The 17,688-nt window shown below is 27.5% G+C and carries 16 protein-coding genes; 3 read left to right on the forward strand and 13 right to left on the reverse strand.

The genetic code is table 11. The features are described from left to right. Nucleotides 1-35: 35 nt before the first annotated feature. Complete coding sequence (locus tag QK892_RS13815) at nucleotides 36-584, reverse strand: DUF4362 domain-containing protein (RefSeq protein WP_317274124.1); 549 nt, start codon at nucleotides 582-584, stop codon at nucleotides 36-38. Nucleotides 585-752: 168 nt separating this feature from the next. Continuing rightward, nucleotides 753-1,274, reverse strand: coding sequence for a GNAT family N-acetyltransferase (locus QK892_RS13820; protein ID WP_317274125.1), 522 nt, complete (start codon nucleotides 1,272-1,274; stop codon nucleotides 753-755). Nucleotides 1,275-1,437: 163 nt separating this feature from the next. Between QK892_RS13820 and QK892_RS13825 the strand changes: the two genes are divergently transcribed. Further along, nucleotides 1,438-2,889, forward strand: coding sequence for an SPFH domain-containing protein (locus QK892_RS13825; protein ID WP_317274126.1), 1,452 nt, complete (start codon nucleotides 1,438-1,440; stop codon nucleotides 2,887-2,889). A 136-nt stretch (nucleotides 2,890-3,025) separates the two neighbouring features. On the opposite strand, the gene QK892_RS13830 is transcribed toward QK892_RS13825, so the two are convergent. The 6 genes from QK892_RS13830 to pepT form a co-directional block, all read right to left on the reverse strand. Continuing rightward, the gene (locus QK892_RS13830) at nucleotides 3,026-4,171 is read right to left on the reverse strand and encodes an ABC transporter permease (RefSeq protein WP_317274127.1); all 1,146 of its coding nucleotides are present in this window, start codon (nucleotides 4,169-4,171) and stop codon (nucleotides 3,026-3,028) included. Then, on the reverse strand, nucleotides 4,146-5,309 hold the full coding sequence (locus QK892_RS13835; RefSeq protein ID WP_317274128.1) for an ABC transporter permease: 1,164 nt from the start codon (nucleotides 5,307-5,309) through the stop codon (nucleotides 4,146-4,148). The genes QK892_RS13830 and QK892_RS13835 overlap by 26 nt, the downstream gene beginning before the upstream one ends. An 11-nt stretch (nucleotides 5,310-5,320) precedes the next feature. Then, on the reverse strand, nucleotides 5,321-6,256 hold the full coding sequence (locus QK892_RS13840) for an ABC transporter ATP-binding protein (RefSeq protein WP_317274129.1): 936 nt from the start codon (nucleotides 6,254-6,256) through the stop codon (nucleotides 5,321-5,323). 114 nt (nucleotides 6,257-6,370) lie between these two features. Next, entirely contained in the window at nucleotides 6,371-7,006 is a 636-nt protein-coding gene (locus tag QK892_RS13845) for a response regulator transcription factor (RefSeq protein WP_317274130.1), read from the reverse strand. 9 nt (nucleotides 7,007-7,015) lie between these two features. Further along, entirely contained in the window at nucleotides 7,016-7,978 is a 963-nt protein-coding gene (locus QK892_RS13850; RefSeq protein ID WP_317274131.1) for a sensor histidine kinase, read from the reverse strand. A 403-nt stretch (nucleotides 7,979-8,381) separates the two neighbouring features. Continuing rightward, complete coding sequence (pepT, locus tag QK892_RS13855) at nucleotides 8,382-9,614, reverse strand: peptidase T (RefSeq protein WP_317274132.1); 1,233 nt, start codon at nucleotides 9,612-9,614, stop codon at nucleotides 8,382-8,384. Between the two features lie 293 nt (nucleotides 9,615-9,907). Here pepT and QK892_RS13860 point away from each other — a divergent pair, with 293 nt between their 5' ends. Then, nucleotides 9,908-10,648, forward strand: a complete 741-nt coding sequence (locus QK892_RS13860; RefSeq protein WP_317274133.1) for an NADPH-dependent oxidoreductase — start codon at nucleotides 9,908-9,910, stop codon at nucleotides 10,646-10,648. 78 nt (nucleotides 10,649-10,726) lie between these two features. Here the strand turns inward: QK892_RS13860 and QK892_RS13865 are convergent, their stop codons facing one another. Further along, nucleotides 10,727-12,424: an FAD-dependent oxidoreductase gene (locus QK892_RS13865; RefSeq protein WP_317274134.1), complete on the reverse strand. Its 1,698-nt coding sequence runs from the start codon at nucleotides 12,422-12,424 to the stop codon at nucleotides 10,727-10,729. Nucleotides 12,425-12,606: 182 nt separating this feature from the next. Then, a complete protein-coding gene (locus QK892_RS13870; RefSeq protein WP_317274135.1) occupies nucleotides 12,607-12,927 on the reverse strand; it encodes a rhodanese-like domain-containing protein in 321 nt (106 codons plus the stop codon). A 150-nt stretch (nucleotides 12,928-13,077) separates the two neighbouring features. Here QK892_RS13870 and mnmH point away from each other — a divergent pair, with 150 nt between their 5' ends. Continuing rightward, a complete protein-coding gene (gene mnmH, locus QK892_RS13875) occupies nucleotides 13,078-14,184 on the forward strand; it encodes a tRNA 2-selenouridine(34) synthase MnmH (protein ID WP_317274136.1) in 1,107 nt (368 codons plus the stop codon). Nucleotides 14,185-14,304: 120 nt separating this feature from the next. On the opposite strand, the gene QK892_RS13880 is transcribed toward mnmH, so the two are convergent. The 3 genes from QK892_RS13880 to QK892_RS13890 form a co-directional block, all read right to left on the reverse strand. Further along, on the reverse strand, nucleotides 14,305-15,174 hold the full coding sequence (locus tag QK892_RS13880; protein ID WP_317274137.1) for a 2-oxoacid:ferredoxin oxidoreductase subunit beta: 870 nt from the start codon (nucleotides 15,172-15,174) through the stop codon (nucleotides 14,305-14,307). After that, entirely contained in the window at nucleotides 15,174-16,853 is a 1,680-nt protein-coding gene (locus QK892_RS13885; protein ID WP_317274138.1) for a 2-oxoacid:acceptor oxidoreductase subunit alpha, read from the reverse strand. Before QK892_RS13885 ends, QK892_RS13880 begins: the two co-directional genes overlap by 1 nt. A 159-nt stretch (nucleotides 16,854-17,012) precedes the next feature. Continuing rightward, the coding region (locus QK892_RS13890; protein WP_317274139.1) for a hypothetical protein at nucleotides 17,013-17,688 on the reverse strand (676 nt) is incomplete at its 5' end.

The raw sequence follows: 17,688 nt of genomic DNA on the forward strand, positions 1-17,688 counted from the left end.
AACCTATGCTCCTATAAATCTTCATATACTATATTTTACATATTATTTATAGTAAATAAGTACATTGCATTATAATTTTCTTCACTTTTTAAAATAGATTCTATATCATCATTAGTTAATGCATTATCATTAACTAAATAATATATATCTTCATTATTATTTTTATAACTCTTCAAATAAAGATATTCGAACATATAATAATCTCCAACTCCAAACTTATCTCTTGTAGTATCTATTGCTCCATAATAACTTTTTCCATCATATTTTAACTTAGTTAGTATTGGATCCCCTTCAATAGTATATTGTACTATTATTATCTCAGACGAAACTCCTTTACTAGAATCTTCTATAAATCTATTAAGTATATTTATATCTAAATTCCTATTATCGTAGGACAAAATTAAATGTCCTTTATTTATTCCTTCTTCTAAATCATAATCCTTTGGTATTTCTTTAAGTTCATCCTGAATAATATCAAATTTAGTCCTATTTATTAATACTTCATTTTTAGTCATTGATGTATTAGTACATCCTACTAATGCAATTATTACAATACCTAAAATATAAATTAACATTTTCTTCATAATAACAACCTCCTTATATTAGTAATACAAAACAAAGAAATATATTGTTACATTATTTATAAATTATTTTAACACTCCAATTCTCTCCACAGGAAGTATTCTAAAAGTTGCTTTTCCTTCAATTTGATTAATATTTATTAATCCAAAATATTCTTTTTACAAGCATGATTAATCCTCCATAAACTCACCACTTAAAATAGACATTATATGCACATTATAAAATTTATCATTTATAAATAATGCATCTCTCTTTATGCCTTCTTCCCTAAAGCCACATTTTTCATACATTGCCTTTGCCCTTGGATTATAATCAAATACTTCTAATTCCACTCTGTGTAAGCCTAAATTTTTAAAGGCATATTTCAATACTTCTTTTGTTGCTTTATATCCTATTCCTTTATTAAAATATTTTTTACTAAATAAAGCTATTCTATAACTACAACTTTTATACTCTTCATCTATATCTATAAGTACGATTTCACCTATAATCTCATCTTTATTATTGCAAATTAAAAAATGTTTTCTTTCTTCATCACTTGAGCTTTTTTCTATAAACTTTTGGATTTCTTCCTTACTTGGATTATTAGTTGTTCCAGTATAATAATTCACATCCTTATCAGGTCTTTCAAATCCTACTTCCCAATATTCATCTAAATCTTTTATTTCTAATGATCTTAAGTATATATCCATATACTACCTCCAACAATTTTATATATTCTAAACATTCTCCATTAATTAACAATAATTATATCACATAATATTTGTATCAAAAATATTCTTTAAAATTTTACTTTATTTGTAATTATATGTTAAAATATTTGTGTATATATTAAATAAATGGAGGAAAATAATAATGAATGCTTTACTTGAAAAACTTATTAGTGCACTACCTATAATAATTATTGTAGTTGTAGTGTTAATACTCTTCCTTTCTTTCTGGAGAAGGGTTCCTGCTGATAAAGCCATGGTAATTACAGGTCTAAGGAAAAGGGTTTTATTAGGCAGAGGCGGCCTTATGATTCCTATTCTTGAAACAGCTTCTACTATTTCTCTTGAAAATATCTCTATGACTACAGACGTAAATGAAGCACCTGCAAAACAAGGTATATTTGTAAATATAGTAGGTACCGCTGTAGTTAAGGTTAAAAATGATACCGAAAATGTATTAAAAGCTGTAGAGCAATTTTCTAATGGTGGAGAAAAAAATACAGTTAATGTAATTAGAACTATAGTAGAACAAATATTAGAAGGTAAATTAAGAGGTATAGTATCTACATTAACAGTTGAACAAATTAATGAAGACAGAGCTTCTTTTGAACAAAGAATAGAAGACGACATAAGAAATGAACTTGAATCTATGGGACTAGTATTAATTTCATATACTATTTTAAAAATTAGTACACAAGGTGGTTATTTAGAAAATAGAGCTAAACCTCAAATAGCAGCTGCTAAGTCAGAAGCTGACATTGCAGAGGCTGAAAGAAGAAGAGATACGGAAATCAAAACTGCAGTTGCTACAAGAGAAGGTCAAAAAGCCAAACTTGCAGCTGAAACTGAAATTGCTCAAAGTGAAAGAGATAAAAAACTAAAGTTAGAATCCTTTAGAGCAGAACAAGATAAAGCAAAAGCTAATGCAGACGTTGCATATAAATTACAAGAAGCAGAAAATAATGCATTATTAGCTGAACAACAAGCTGCACTTGCTGAAAAGGAAGCTTTAGTTGTAGAAAAGAAATTAATTGCTGAAATAAAAAAACCAGCAGATGCTAAAAAATATGAAGTAGAAGTTGCCGCTGAAGCAGATAAAATACAAGCAATAAAAAAAGCAGAAGCAGAAGCAGAAACAATAAAAGTTAAAGCTATCGCAGAAGCTGAGGCTAAAAAAATCCAAGCTGAAGCAGATGCAACTGCTATAAGAGCAAAAGGATTAGCTGAAGCAGATGCTATTAAAGCAAAAGGAATTGCAGAAGCAGAAGCTAAGGATAGATTAGCTGAAGCTATGGCTAAATATGGAGAAGCTGCTATTGTAGAAATGATAGTAAATAGATTGCCAGATGTAATGAAAGAAGTTGCAAGTCCATTAGAACAAATTGATAAATTAACTGTTATAGATAATGGTGGAAATCAAGGAGCTTCAAAAGTTTCAAAAATAGTAACGGATGTAGCTGCTAATGGATTTGAGGTGTTAAAAGATTTAACTGGTGTAGATTTATCTAAAGTAATAAATGATTTTGTAAATAAAAAAACACCTACAATACAACCAAAAAGTGAAATAATTGATACAGAAAATTCTACTAATGCATAATGCGTAATGGATAATGCATAATTAAGGTAGTAATTTGTACCAAATTACTTAAAATAACAATTAAAAACTCCCTATAATAGGGAGTTTTTTCCTTAATTTTTTTAATTTCTTCATTCTTTCATTCTTTCATTTTCCATTAACTGATGTTTATTTTCTTTTCTTCTCTCATTGTTTTGTATGCAGCTATTACAAAAAATGCAATTGCAAATAATAGAATCATAAATAGATATTTATAAATCCCACTAAAGCTAGAACCCTGCTGAATTGCTAATATAGATTCCATAGCCCATCTAACTGGAGTAAAATATGATATTTTCTCTATTAATGGTGGAAGCATATCAACTGGTACAAAAGCACCTCCAAGCATTAATATTAATATATTAGCAAAATTAAATATATTAGAAGCCTCTGATCTATTTTTAGAAAAAGCACTACAACATAAAGCAAGGCTAATTGATACTAATCCAACTAAAGCTAATATAATAAATAATTCAAAGCTAGTTAACCCCGTTTCTAATTTTAGCACTTTTGTGCTTAAAACTCCTAATGCAACTTGAATTAGTATTGAAATATATCCAGTTAAAATATGACCTAAATAATATTCAGAAGTTTTAACTGGTGCCATAAATATCCTCATATAAATATTTGCATTCTTTTCATCGAATATTTTATATGCTCCCATCATACCTCTTATTAGCATAAACATTATTAAGAAACCTATAAACATTTGACTTGATGAATAATCATTATGCAAGTCATTTAATCCTTGTTTTTTTATGCTAATCGATGCATTATTAGTATAATTCTCTAAAGAACTGTAATAAATTTCTTTGTTACTATCACTAGCAATTGAAATATCACTAATATTTTTCATTTCCATGTTAATTAGCTCTTTAATTAAGTTTCCTATACCATCATTTTCAACTGCAGTAACTTTAATTTTATTTATTTCTCCATTAATCATAGACTCTTCAAAGTTTTCTTCTATTTCTATTGCTACAGATATAGCTTTTTCTGAAAATAAATTATCAATTTCTTCTTTTTTAATTTCATTTACATTAAAACCTTGTTGTTTTTTTAATGATAATTCTATTATTTCACTACTTTTACTGTTATCATTATCAATTATCCCTATATTAATATATCCAGAACTTGTACCAATTATTTTTAACATAATGAAAAGTATAAATATAGGAGCTAATAGCGATATTATAAATCCAAAAGGATTTTTCAATATATCAACTCTTAAATTATTTTTAATTAATACTAATATATTTTTCATTGCTATTATCCTCCTTCCTTGACAATAGATAGATTGAAATAATTATAACTATTAATGTTACAAAGCCAAATATCAGCCAATTATACAATGTGCTTTTATCTCCAGAATAAATATATCTAAAAATACTACTATTAAACCATCTTAATGGTGATATCTTAGTTATTAAATTAAGAAATCCATCCATCTCACCATATATTGCAATATATCCTCCTCCTATAAAAGTTAATACTGGTATAGCTACATTTTGCAATATGGTTACTGGTACTTTATCATTTTCAAAAATAATAGGTACCACAACTCCCAAGCCATTAACCAAAATTAAGAAAGGTATCATAGCAAGTGGCATTATCAACAAGTTATCTCCATAATTAACATTAAATAATATATTGCTTAAAATATACGTTACAAGTGAAACTCCAAATGAAAATATAAAATATCCTATAAAACTTGATAGATAATACTTATTTATAGATATTCCAGAAAGTTTTATTCTATCTTTAATATTACATCTTTTATCTTCCTTTACACAAAATAGCGGATAATTTATAAAGTAAAATAACATAAGTCCTATTTCTGCTACTCCATAATAATCTATAGAACTTGGACTATTCTCATGAGGTATATTTTTTTCTTCAATAAAATCTACATTTTCTCCACTTCTTATTATTTCTTCCCCTTTTATAGGGTTAATTTTAAATACTTCAATAACTGAATTATATCTATTAACTACTCCTTCTAATATTCCATACACTAAAGATGATTTTATATATGATTCATCATTAGAATAAAACTCTATAGTACCATCTATTAAGTGTAAGAAAATAGATCTGTTAACACTAACTTCTCTTTTACCTTCTTCAATACTATCTATTTCATTTATATTTATTTTTTCAATATTTTCATTTTCATTAACTGTAGTTACAAATGTATTGAACACTTCATTAATTTGATTATTCCCTTCATTGTAATAGTAGATATTTAATTCATCTATAGCTGAACTATTATTCATCTTACTAACATAAGATGATAAGGTGTTGCCAATTAAAAAAACTAAGAATAAAGGGAAAAATATCATAAACATAAGATTTCTTCTATCTCTAAGGCAATTTAAAATTACTGCTTTAATAATTACAATCATATTTCTCCCTCCTAATCCCTTAACTTCTTACCTGTTAATGATAAAAATACAGTTTCTAAAGTTACTTCTTTGAACCCTAAATTATTAATTTTTAAATCTTCTTTAGAAACTTCCTTTATTATCTTGTTTAAGTTATTTACATCCTTTGAAGAAGTTATAGTAATATCATTGTTATCTATTGAAATATCTAAGACTCCTTCTATATTTCTCAACTCTTCTATGCTAACCTTATAAATATCATCAACTCCTATATTGAAAATCCTTTTATCACTTACAATATCCTTTAACTCTTCTTTTGAACCTTCAACAATTATTTTACCTCTATCAATAATTGCAATTTTGCTACATAAATATTCTGCCTCTTCCATATAGTGAGTTGTATATATTATAGTTACCCCAATACTATTTAGCTGCTTAACAGCCTGCATTATATTATTTCTTGATTGTGGATCTATACCCACTGTCGGTTCATCCATAATTAATATTTTAGGCTTATGAACTATAGCACACGCTATATTTAATCTTCTTAACATTCCTCCAGAAAACTCATTAGCTTTTTTCTTTTTTACATCTAATAGTCCAGTAAAATCTAAAGCATTATCTATAGCTTCTATTAGCTCCTTCCCCCTTAATCCATAAAGCTCGCCAAAAAACTTAACATTTTCATAGGCTGTAAACTCGTTATATACGGCTAAGTTCTGTGGAACTAATCCTAGATGCCTTTTTATACTAACTGAATTTTTTCTTATATCCTCTCCTAGTATTTTTATTTTTCCATAACTAGGATATAACAATGAACATATTAAACTGATAAGTGTACTTTTCCCTGCACCATTAGGCCCTAATATTCCATATATCTCCCCTTCTTCTATAGATAAATTAATATTATCAACTGCTATAGTATTATCATATTTTTTTACTAAATCCTTAACCTCAATAACCTTCATAAATAACCCTCCTAAATATTTCTTAATTTTATTATATAAAAAAGACCTTGCCAATTAATCTAGCAAAGGTCATTTTCAACATATGACAAAAGTCATGTATTTTATTCTTATTATTTATATTCTCCACTTTTTTATGTAATAAATTGCAATTTGAGTTCTATGGGTTAAATTAGTTTTTTGTAATATAGAGGTAATATAATTCTTGACAGTTCCTTCTGAAATAAACAGTTTTTTAGATATTTCCTTATTACTTAAGCCTTCAGAAATAGCCTTCATTACTTCTAGCTCTCTTTCTTTAAACAAGTTTTTATCTATTATATTTTCTTCCCTATCAGTTTTTATATTACTCCTAAGCTTGTTTAAAATTTCTTCTTGTATAACTGATATACCTTCATTAACCATTTTTATAGTTTCAATAATTTTATCTGGCTTAGTATTTTTTAATAAATATCCCCTAGCACCATTTTTTATTCCTTCGCTTATATATTCATCTTCATCAAAAGTGGTTAAAATTATTACCTTTGTTTCAGTCTTCTCTGATATTTCTAAAGTTGCTTTAACTCCATTTAATATTGGCATCCTAACATCTACTAAAGCTATATCTATTCTATTTTTCAACAAAAAGTCAACTAAATCCTTTCCATTTTCAAAAACCTCTACAACTTCTATATCTTTATCGTAAGATAAAATAATTTTTAAACTTTCTCTAATTAAAGAATCATCATCTGCAATTACTAATTTTATACTCATATTTCCTCCCTAAGATGGAATTAAAATAATAACTCCAAACCCCTCATCATTATTAATAATTAATTTACCATTTAAATTACTTACACTTTCTTCAATATTTCTTAACCCAATACCTTTTTGAACTTTCTTACATCCAAATCCATTATCTTTAACTTCCAACTTTATAAATTTATTTAATATTTCTATTTTTATATCAATGAAATTTCCATTAGAGTACTTAATTGAATTAGTAGTTAACTCTATTATAATATTTATAAAAACTATCCACAAATTAGTATTAATTTTCTCTAAGTCACCACTATATGATACTCTTCCCTTAATTTTTGTTCCCTTAATTTTCTCGTCTAAAATTTTTCTTACCCTGTTAATTCCAAGTTCCTCTTCTGCTGGCTTAATGTTTCTTAATGTCATTCTTATTTCTTCCATACCTTTTCTTAAATTTTCTGTACAATTATCTAACATAGAAAATCCTTTTTCTTTATCATTTTCTAAAACAAACTTACTTGCTTCTAACTGTAATAATGTACCTGAAATAGTATGTCCTATTTTATCATGAAGCCTTGCTGATATTTTATTTCTTTCTTCTAATCTTGCTGTATAAAGAATTTGTTCCTGTATATCTCTTTCATCAGCTAACTTTTTCTGCAAGCTATATATCGTCTTTCGCTGTTCTTCTTGATTTAAATCTATATCTTTTATTTTATTATTTTTATTTTCGTTACTAATTATTAATACTAGTAAGAGAGTAAATATTATAATTACATTCTTAAAATTACTATCATTTATTAAAAAAAGTATTGGTAAAAAACTAAATGATAATGTAAAAATAGGCTTCTTTTCTTTTACAATATACTCCACCATCAATATGCTAAACATTAAAATAGCTAAAGGTATATATTTAATACTAAATAATATTAAAATTCCCTCAATTACAGAAATCCACTTAAAATAAGTTTTATTATTTGCTAACATTCCCTTAATGAAAATAACTATAATATAAATTACTATAAAAGATACAACTATAAAACTAAGTTTATTTTCATCTATACTTGTCCATCCTATATATATACTTAATATTAACTTAACTAAAATATAAATATCATAATTATTAATAAAAACACCCCCAAGGAAAAATGAATAATGTATAATGTAAAATGAAAAATTCAGGAAATAATTCAGACAAGCTGAATTATGAAATTTTTAAACTCCAAAGGAGTTTATTCCTTTAATTATGCATTGATATTATAAATATTTCATGACTAGTGTTGTAATTTGTTCCAAATTACTTAAATTAATTTTATAAAAACTCCCTTAAACAGGGAGTTTTTATCTATAATCTTTTCATTCTTTCATTTTTTCATTTTTTCATTCTTCATTATTTGCCGTATCTTTTTACTATATTTACAATTACTTCTACAGCTTTTTCCATTGATTCAATTGGTACATATTCATACTTTCCGTGGAAGTTTTCTCCTCCAGCAAATATATTAGGAGTTGGTAATCCCATGAATGATAATCTTGCACCATCTGTACCTCCTCTTATTGGTCTAATATTAGGAGTAACATTTGCTTCTATCATCGCTTCGTTAGCATTATCTATAATGTGCATAACAGGCTCAATTTTTTCTTTCATATTCCTATATTGCTCTTTAATTTCTACTACTACAGTTCCTTCACCATATTTTTGATTTAATTCTTTTTCTATTTCTTTAAGCTTATTTTTTCTTGCTTCAAAAGTATCAGTAAAGAAATCTCTAATAATATAACTTAATGTAGTATTTTCAACTGTTGCATTTATATCTGTAAGATGATAAAAACCTTCATATCTTTCTGTTTTTTCAGGGACTTCATCTAGTGGTAGGCTATTAATAAATTCATTAGCTACCATAATAGAATTTAACATTTTATCTTTAGCATAGCCTGGATGAACATTAACACCTGTAACTTTCACTTTAACACCTGCTGCATTAAAGTTTTCAAACTCTAATTCTCCTATTCTTCCGCCATCCATAGTATAAGCAAAATCTGCTCCAAAGCCTTCAACATCAAAGTGATCCGCGCCTTCGCCGATTTCCTCATCCGGAGTGAAACCTATCTTTATATCTCCATGTTCTATTTCTGGATGATTAATTAAGTATTCAACTGCAGTCATTATTTCTGCAAGTCCAGCCTTATCATCGGCTCCTAAAAGAGTATTACCATCTGTTGTAATTAATCTTTGTCCTATATATAGTTTTAATTCTGGTGAAAATTTAGGAGATAAAACTACTGAATCATTTAATTTAATATCCCCACCATCATAATTTTCAATAATTTGAGGATTTACATTTTCTCCACTATAATCAGGAGCTGTATCCATATGAGCTATAAATCCTATTGAAGGTAAGTCCCTATTACAGTTTTTTTCTAAAGTTGCATATACATATCCATGCTCACTTATTCTTGCATCTTTTAAGCCTAATTCCTTTAATTCATTATATAATTTTTCAGCAAGTACCAATTGTCCTTTAGTACTTGGAGTTACTCTTGTTGTTTCATCAGATTTTGTATTAATCTTAACATATTCTAGAAATCTTTCTTCTACTTTTTTCATAATGTCACTCTCCATTTCGATATTGTTTTATTACTAATTTAATGAAAATATACTATTAGCAATGAACAATATGTTTTACATTTTTTATCTTATACTCTATATTTTAGCACAATAGTATAAATAATTCGTATAATTAATTATAAAACTAATAAAAAATATATACTCTTAGAAACTTAATGTATATTACAAAATGATTTCAAGAAAATAAATTGTATTAAATTAACTTTTAAACTATTGATTTTCATTCTTAATAAGCCTATACTTCCTTATAAGGATATAAAATTAAATATAAACGGTGGTGAATATAAGTGAATAATACAATAGAAATAATTAAGAATCATAGATCAATAAGACAATACTTAGATAAAGACATTTCAGATGATGTTATTGATGAAATAGTAAAATGTGCTCAAGCTATGCCAAATTCTATAAATGGTCAACAAACAACTATAATAGTAGTTAGAGACAAAGATAAACGAGAAAAATTAGCGGAACTTACTGGAAATCAGCCTTATGTTTCAGAAGCCCCAGTATTTCTTGTTTTTTTAATAGACTTTTATAGAACATACCTTGCTGCTCAAAAGAATAATGTTGAACAGATAGTTCATGAATATATTGAAGGTACTGAAGTTGGTTCTGTAGACGTTGGAATAGCTTTAGGGGCAGCTACAATTGCTGCAGAATCACTTGGTCTTGGTGTAGTTCCAATAGGCGGCGTTAGAAAAGATCCTGAAAAAGTCATTGAGCTTTTAGATCTTCCAAAATATACATTCCCATTAGTTGGATTAGTAGTTGGTTATCCAGCTAACAACTCCAATAAGAAACCAAGAATTCCTTTTGATAGTTATAGACATTTAGAAAAATATGATAAAGAAATTGTTGAAGCCTCAATTGATTCCTATGATGAACAAATGAGCCTATATTTAAAAGAAATTGGCAGATATGACAAAGAAAAAGATTGGAGTTCTAGAACCTCTGAACTTTACAAGCTAAATTATTCTCCAAAAGTTAAAGCTACAATGGAAAAACAAGGGTTTTCTAGTAAATAACATTAATAAATGAGAAAGGAGCTGTATTATCAGCTCCTTAGTTATTGTAGTTTAATTAATATTCATTTAAATTTTATACTATCTAAAATTATATTTCGTAACTATACTTTCTCTATCTGTAGTTTTATCATTATAATATTCATAGAATGATAATCCTAAGAAGCTACCAGTTACATTATGAACATTTTTATATCCAAGATTTTGTAACGCTAAAGCAGCATTATAACTTCTTTGACCTGTTCTACAATGTAAATAAACTGGAATGTCTTTTGGTATTTCATTAACTCTCTCTCTTAATTGACTTAATGGAATATTCTTTGCTCCATTAATATGTCCATTTTCAAACTCTCTAATTTCTCTTACATCTATAATATAAGCATTACTTTCTACTAACTCTCTTACTTTATCAATATTAACTTGTTTAAAATCACCATTTAATAAATTAGAGGCAATATATCCTGCATAATTTACAACATCCTTAGCTGTACTATATGGTGGTGCATAGCAAAGTTCTAAATCCTTTAAGTCTTCTACTGTACCACCTAGTTTAATTAATGTAGCCACTACATCTACTCTCTTAGCTACATCACCTAATCCTATAGCTTGTGCCCCTAAGACTTTTCCTGTTGGTACTTCGAACAATAATTTAAAGTGAAGAGGCTTAGAATCTGGCATAATTCCTACCTTATCATTTGTTATTAATCTCACTATATCATAGTTTATATTCATATTTAATGCTTTTATAAGTCCTTCATTTAACCCTGTAGATGCAGCATTATAATCAAATACCTTTATAGCTGAAGATCCTATATAACCTTTATTTATTCCTTTTTTCCCATTAATATGATCAGCCACTGATCTTGCTTGCTTTAATGCGGGCCCTGCTAAAGATACCTTTGTTGCACTATGACTTAATGCGTGATAAACTTCAATTGCATCACCAACTGCATATATATCATCATCACTTGTTTTATAATTACTATCTACTTTAATGGCTCCAGTTACTCCAATTTCAAGTCCAGCTTCCTTTGCTAAAGCAGTTTCAGGGGTAACTCCTATTGCCATTACTACAGCTTTTGCATTAATCTTTTTACCAGAATTTAATACTACTTTATTTTCTTCAAAATTCTCTACCTTATCGCCTACAATTAAATTAATTCCCTTATCGTAAATTTCCTTATGTAATATTTGAACCATATCATAATCAAAAGGTTTTAATATTTGATTTAGAGCTTCAATTAATGAAACATTATATCCTGCTTCCCTTAAGTTTTCAGCAGCTTCTACTCCAATAAATCCACCGCCTATAACTGCTACATCCTTAGTATTAAGATCTTTAACAAATTTATTTAATTTATCTATGTCTACTACATTTCTAATTGTAAATACATTTACTTTTTCAATACCAGGAATATTAGGTACTATTGGTCTTGCTCCTGGAGATAAAATTAATTTATCATAGCTTTCTCTATAAACTTCTCCACTTAAATAGTTTTTCACTTCTATTTCTTTATTTTCTCTATCTATAGAAATTACTTCACTATTTACTCTTGCTTCAATATTATAGTGTGCCTTAAATTTTTCAGGACTCATAAGAACTAGCTTATCAGCTTCATCAATTATTCCACTTAAATGATATGGAAGTGCACAGTTTGAGAAAGAAACATGAGGTCCTTTTTCAAACATAATAATATTATCCTCTTCACTTAATCTTCTTAATCTTGCAGCAGCTGATGCTCCGCCTGCAACTCCACCAACTATTAATATTTTTTTCATATCAAAAACCTCCTTAATTAAGTTAATAGTTAAGAGTTAAGAACTAATAGTTGTTGTAAAAACTTAGCAAGCTAAGTTTTCTTAATTTTAATAACTTTTATCTTTTAACTCTTTCTTTTTACTTATTACTTACTTCTTATCTCTTCACTCTTACTTCTTACTTCTTACTTCTTACTTCTTACTTACTTTCTCTTGCTTCCAGCATAAGAACCTACTCCACCAGAAACATTTACAACATCATAACCTAAGCCAGTTAACTTACTACAGGCTCTTTGACTTCTTCCTCCTGATTGACAAAGAATATGATATTCCTTATCTTTATTTAAATACTTCTCTGGTTCTTCTAAAAGCTCTCCCATAGGTATATTCTTTGCAGTCTTTATACTTCCTCTTCTATATTCAAAAGGTTCTCTTATATCTATTAAGTCAATCTTTCCAATTAAATTATCAATATCATTAACATTTATAACCTTTCCAGTGCTTTTATTAAATAATCCAAACATCTTACCATCTCCTATGTAATTCTTTATAATTATATTGTAATTCATAAATAATTATTTTTATGTAACTTAGTCACAATAATTGAAATTTTTTTACTATTTGTATATAATTTTTAATATTAAGTAAATATTCTAATTTAGAAGGTTGAATTTATGATAGATAAAAAATTATATCAAACTAATGATTTTAAAAGTATAGTTCTAAATAATATTCCACTAATAGATGTAAGAGCTCCTATAGAATTTGAAAAAGGAGCTTTTTTAACTAGTATCAATATGCCAATACTAAATAATGAAGAAAGACATATAATCGGTATTTGTTATAAAGAAAAAGGAAATGAAGAAGCCACTAGACTTGGTTATAATATTGTTTCTGGAGAAATTAAAGAATATAGGGTTAGCCTATGGACAAGTTTTATAAAATCAAACCCTAATGCTATAGTTTATTGTTTTAGAGGTGGTTCAAGATCTAGAATAGCCCAAGAATGGATAGTTACAGAATTGAATAAAGATATTCCAAGAATACTAGGAGGATATAAGGCTTTTCGTAACTACTTATTAGATTCTCTTTCAAGAGAAAATCAAAACTATATTCCAATAGTATTAACTGGATATACTGGCTCTGGAAAAACCAAGTTATTAAAAGAATTAAAGAATTCAATTGACTTAGAAGGAATAGCTAATCATAGAGGTTCTTCTTTTGGAGCTCATGTTAATCCACAGCCAACTCAAATAAACTTTGAAAATAACTTAGCTTATGATTTGATAAAAAAACAACATAAAGGCTATAAATATATTGTTTTTGAAGATGAAGGGAAAAATATAGGTAAAAATTTTATTCCTCAAGAATTTTTTAGTTACTTTCGCTCTGGGGAAATAGTTCTTTTATCTTCACCTCTAGAAGAACGTATAGAAAATACATTAAGAGAATATGTTATTGAAGCTCAAATTGACTACACTAACTTATATGGATACGAAGAAGGGCTAAATAACTGGTTTAATTACATATATTCCAGTATGGATAGGTTAAAAAAGAGATTAGGTGGAGATAAATTCAAAAAAGTTATAACCGAGCTTGAATTTGCTTATAAAAACCAATTATCTACAGGTAACACAGAGTATCATAAATATTGGATAGAATTATTTTTAAAAGAATATTACGATCCACTTTATAAATTCTCTTTAGAAAAAGTAAAAGATAGAATTATTTTTCAAGGAAATTATAATGAAGCAAAGGATTATTTAAATAATTTAAAATAAAAAATGAATATAAATATTATATTTCTTTCTCCGTGGCAAAATCCAAGTCGAAGTCATATAATATTTATATTCTTCTATGCTAAAGATATTAATTTATGTCAAAACTAAATAGCAAATATTTTAATTAAATAAGAATTCATCAATTAATTTTTCTGTATTATAAGAATCCCATTTTCTATCAATTAAATTTACGCCACTCTTTAATACTGGATGTGATTCATGATAACTTTCTTTAGTATTATCTTTGTAAATTATTCCAATAGGAATTCCCTCATCTCCAAATTCTTCTGCCTTTTTTAAGGCTTCATATTTATTAGTATAATCATAACTATCATCTAATTTATATATTCTATCCTTATACCACTTATAAGTATTCACCTTATTAAAAACTACGCAAGGTTGCATTATATCAACTAAAGCATACCCCTTATGATTTACTGCAGCCTTAATCATTTCTTTAAGATGTGCTTTATCAGATGAAAAGCTTCTTGCAACAAATGTAGCTCCAGCACTTATTGCAATTGCTAATGGATTCATAGGCTCCATATACACACCTTCAAATTGCATTGATGTTACTTGTCCAATTCCTGTTGTCGGTGATCCTTGTCCTTTAGTTAAACCATAAATTTGGTTATCATGAACTAAGTGAACCATATCTATATTTCTTCTTATACAATGTATAAAATGATTTCCTCCCTCTCCATAAGAGTCTCCATCTCCACTAGTTACAATCACCTTTAAGTTTTTATTAACCATCTTTATTGCCTGAGCAGGAGGAAGAGCTCTACCATGAAGTCCATTAAAACCATTAGCTTTAAGATAATGTGGTGTTTTCGCTGCTTGACCTATCCCTGATACTAGTACTACATCTTCTGGTCTTAAATTTAATTCAGCTAAAGTTTCTTTTAATGATATTAGTATTCCAAAGTTACCACAACCAGGACACCAAGCATTATCATCATTACTTTTATAAATATTTAAATCTAACATTAAAACTCCTCCCTTCTTAGTTTATCAACAATCTCTTTTCCAGTTATTTGTCTTCCATCATACTTCAATATGCTATTACTCATTAGAATTCCAGTTTCTTGAGTAATAAGCTTTCCTAATTGCCCAGTATAGTTTTGTTCTACATTTATTATCTTCTTAGCTATCTTTGCATATTGTCTTAAAGTTTTTTCTGGAAGTGGATATATATCTCCAAAACTTAATGCTCCTATATTTTTCCCTTCACTAGTCAATTCATCTATTGCATCTTTTAAAGCTCCATAAGTTGAACCAAATCCAACTAATAAAATATCTAACTTTTCATTACCAATGAATTCAGGCTCTTCCATCTCATTCTTAATTAATTGAAGCTTTTTCATTCTTTTTTCCATTTGAGCATTTCTTACATCTGAAGCTTCAGTAATATGTGCCTCTTCAGTATGCTCATCACTATCTACTAAGACTGTTTCTCCCCTTTTATTTCCTGGAATCATTCTAGGAGATATGCCACTTTCAGTAATCTTATATCTCTTATATTCTTCATCTTCTAACAATTCTTCTCCATTAGATATATAATTCTCTATCTTAACATTAGCTAAATCATATTTAGGAACTGTTATATTTGCATCAGCCAAATACTGATCTGTTAATAAAATTACTAAAGTTTGATACTTATCAGCTAAATTTAATGCCTTTACAGTTTTATAAAATGCATCTTCCGCATTTCTTACACTAATAACGGCTCTTGGAAACTCTCCTTGAGCAGCAGTTAATAAAAAGCTTAAATCACTTTGTTCAGTTCTTGTTGGTAATCCTGTTGCAGGCCCTGGTCTTTGAGAATCTACAACAACAATCGGTGTTTCAGTTATACCTGCAAGACCAAAAGCTTCTACCATAAGTGAAACTCCACCCCCTGAGCTTCCAGTCATAGCTCTAGCACCAGCATAAGATGCTCCTATGGCAAAATTTATTGCTGCTATTTCATCTTCTGCTTGATCTACAACAATTCCAATTTCAGTTTGTTTCTTGGCTAAATACGTCATAATACTTGTTGCTGGTGTCATTGGGTATGCTGAATAAAAATTAACCCCTCCTGCAATTGCTCCTAAAGCTATTGCATTATTTCCATTAATCAACATATACTTTGATAGGTCATCACCTTTTGCCTTATACTTTGACTCTATAAGGTCATATCCAAGTTTGACTGCTTCGATATTCTTCTTTATAATTTCTTCTGATAACTTGTTACTAAAATATTTTTCTACATCTTCTATTTCTAAAGAAAAATACTTTAATATTACTCCTGCTGCTACGGAAGTAAATGCTTTAGATAAACCTAAGCCTTTTGCTAGTTCTAATAAAGGTAATTTTAAGATTACATCATCATCTAACTTCATCCCATTATCAGCTATTATAACTCCATCCTTTACCAATCTATCTTTATGATATAAAACTGTATTTTCATCTAAGGCAAGTATTAAATCCAATTTATCTTTATGAGCGAACACTTTATTTTCTCCAAATCTAATTTGTATAAAATTATGCCCTCCCCTTACTCTTGACATATAATCTTTGTTAGAAAACAAGTGAAATCCAGACTTTTTAATTACTTTTTCTAAAAAATCGCTAATGGTATCTAACCCTTGTCCAGCACTTCCTCCTATTAATATATTGTACTGCATAAAATTCCCTCCCTTTATACCTCTATTTACTACAAAAATTTATTTTGTAGTAGTACATTATTCTATTCAAACAAAAAAATATTAATCCCCATTACTTCTTTAATCTATATTCTAAATTTAGTATTTGTACCTCTTTATCATGGACATTTTATTTTAATTTTACCCTTTTATTAACTGAGAGCTAAATTCTTTTTTATCTTTAAAGCTATATGCTATTTCTTTATAATTTATATTAAAAGAATTATTATATTGTAATAATTCTTCTAAAAACAAAGTAAAATTCCCATTATTATCTTTAATATATATTTCTCTATTCTGTCCACCTTCTATAAACTCTATCTTCTTTATATTATCTTTTATATTATCTAAATAGACTTTAGCTTTAGAGAAGCTCTGACCTGAATCTAAAGAATAACACCCATACATTTTCGCTTTGCTTATCCATATTACCCAAAGAACCTTGTCTATTTCCATAACTAGACAGGACTTTATATCATAATCTTCATAAATAATAAGTTCTCTTTGAATATATTCGACCTTATCTAAATCATTGTATTTATATATTAGTGATTTACTATTAACTTCATCAGTAATAATTAATGAATGTACTTTATTATTGATTATGCAAAATGAAGTATCTATATATGAATGGTTAGCAATAAAAATATTTTTATTATTAACCCATCTTTCACTTTTTGGGTTATAGGTTTTAAGTATTAATTTAAACATATTGAATGAAATACTATATATAATCAATGCAACATATTCTCTCCCTGATAAAATCTTATAATTTATATCAATATCACTTTCTTCATTATAAATAATTCCACTTCTT

Origin of the sequence: Clostridium lamae, from assembly GCF_033043255.1 — a bacterium.
Taxonomy (GTDB): domain Bacteria; phylum Bacillota; class Clostridia; order Clostridiales; family Clostridiaceae; genus Clostridium; species Clostridium lamae.

What these genes read in the sequence shown, in the direction of transcription:
- QK892_RS13815 (WP_317274124.1), bottom strand. Translation starts at nt 584, where the DNA reads ATGAAGAAAATGTTAATTTATATTTTAGGTATTGTAATAATTGCATTA.
- QK892_RS13820 (WP_317274125.1), bottom strand. Translation starts at nt 1,274, where the DNA reads ATGGATATATACTTAAGATCATTAGAAATAAAAGATTTAGATGAATAT.
- QK892_RS13825 (WP_317274126.1), top strand. Translation starts at nt 1,438, where the DNA reads ATGAATGCTTTACTTGAAAAACTTATTAGTGCACTACCTATAATAATT.
- QK892_RS13830 (WP_317274127.1), bottom strand. Translation starts at nt 4,171, where the DNA reads ATGAAAAATATATTAGTATTAATTAAAAATAATTTAAGAGTTGATATA.
- QK892_RS13835 (WP_317274128.1), bottom strand. Translation starts at nt 5,309, where the DNA reads ATGATTGTAATTATTAAAGCAGTAATTTTAAATTGCCTTAGAGATAGA.
- QK892_RS13840 (WP_317274129.1), bottom strand. Translation starts at nt 6,256, where the DNA reads ATGAAGGTTATTGAGGTTAAGGATTTAGTAAAAAAATATGATAATACT.
- QK892_RS13845 (WP_317274130.1), bottom strand. Translation starts at nt 7,006, where the DNA reads ATGAGTATAAAATTAGTAATTGCAGATGATGATTCTTTAATTAGAGAA.
- QK892_RS13850 (WP_317274131.1), bottom strand. Translation starts at nt 7,978, where the DNA reads ATGTTAGCAAATAATAAAACTTATTTTAAGTGGATTTCTGTAATTGAG.
- pepT (WP_317274132.1), bottom strand. Translation starts at nt 9,614, where the DNA reads ATGGAGAGTGACATTATGAAAAAAGTAGAAGAAAGATTTCTAGAATAT.
- QK892_RS13865 (WP_317274134.1), bottom strand. Translation starts at nt 12,424, where the DNA reads ATGAAAAAAATATTAATAGTTGGTGGAGTTGCAGGCGGAGCATCAGCT.
- QK892_RS13870 (WP_317274135.1), bottom strand. Translation starts at nt 12,927, where the DNA reads ATGTTTGGATTATTTAATAAAAGCACTGGAAAGGTTATAAATGTTAAT.
- mnmH (WP_317274136.1), top strand. Translation starts at nt 13,078, where the DNA reads ATGATAGATAAAAAATTATATCAAACTAATGATTTTAAAAGTATAGTT.
- QK892_RS13880 (WP_317274137.1), bottom strand. Translation starts at nt 15,174, where the DNA reads ATGTTAGATTTAAATATTTATAAAAGTAATGATGATAATGCTTGGTGT.
- QK892_RS13885 (WP_317274138.1), bottom strand. Translation starts at nt 16,853, where the DNA reads ATGCAGTACAATATATTAATAGGAGGAAGTGCTGGACAAGGGTTAGAT.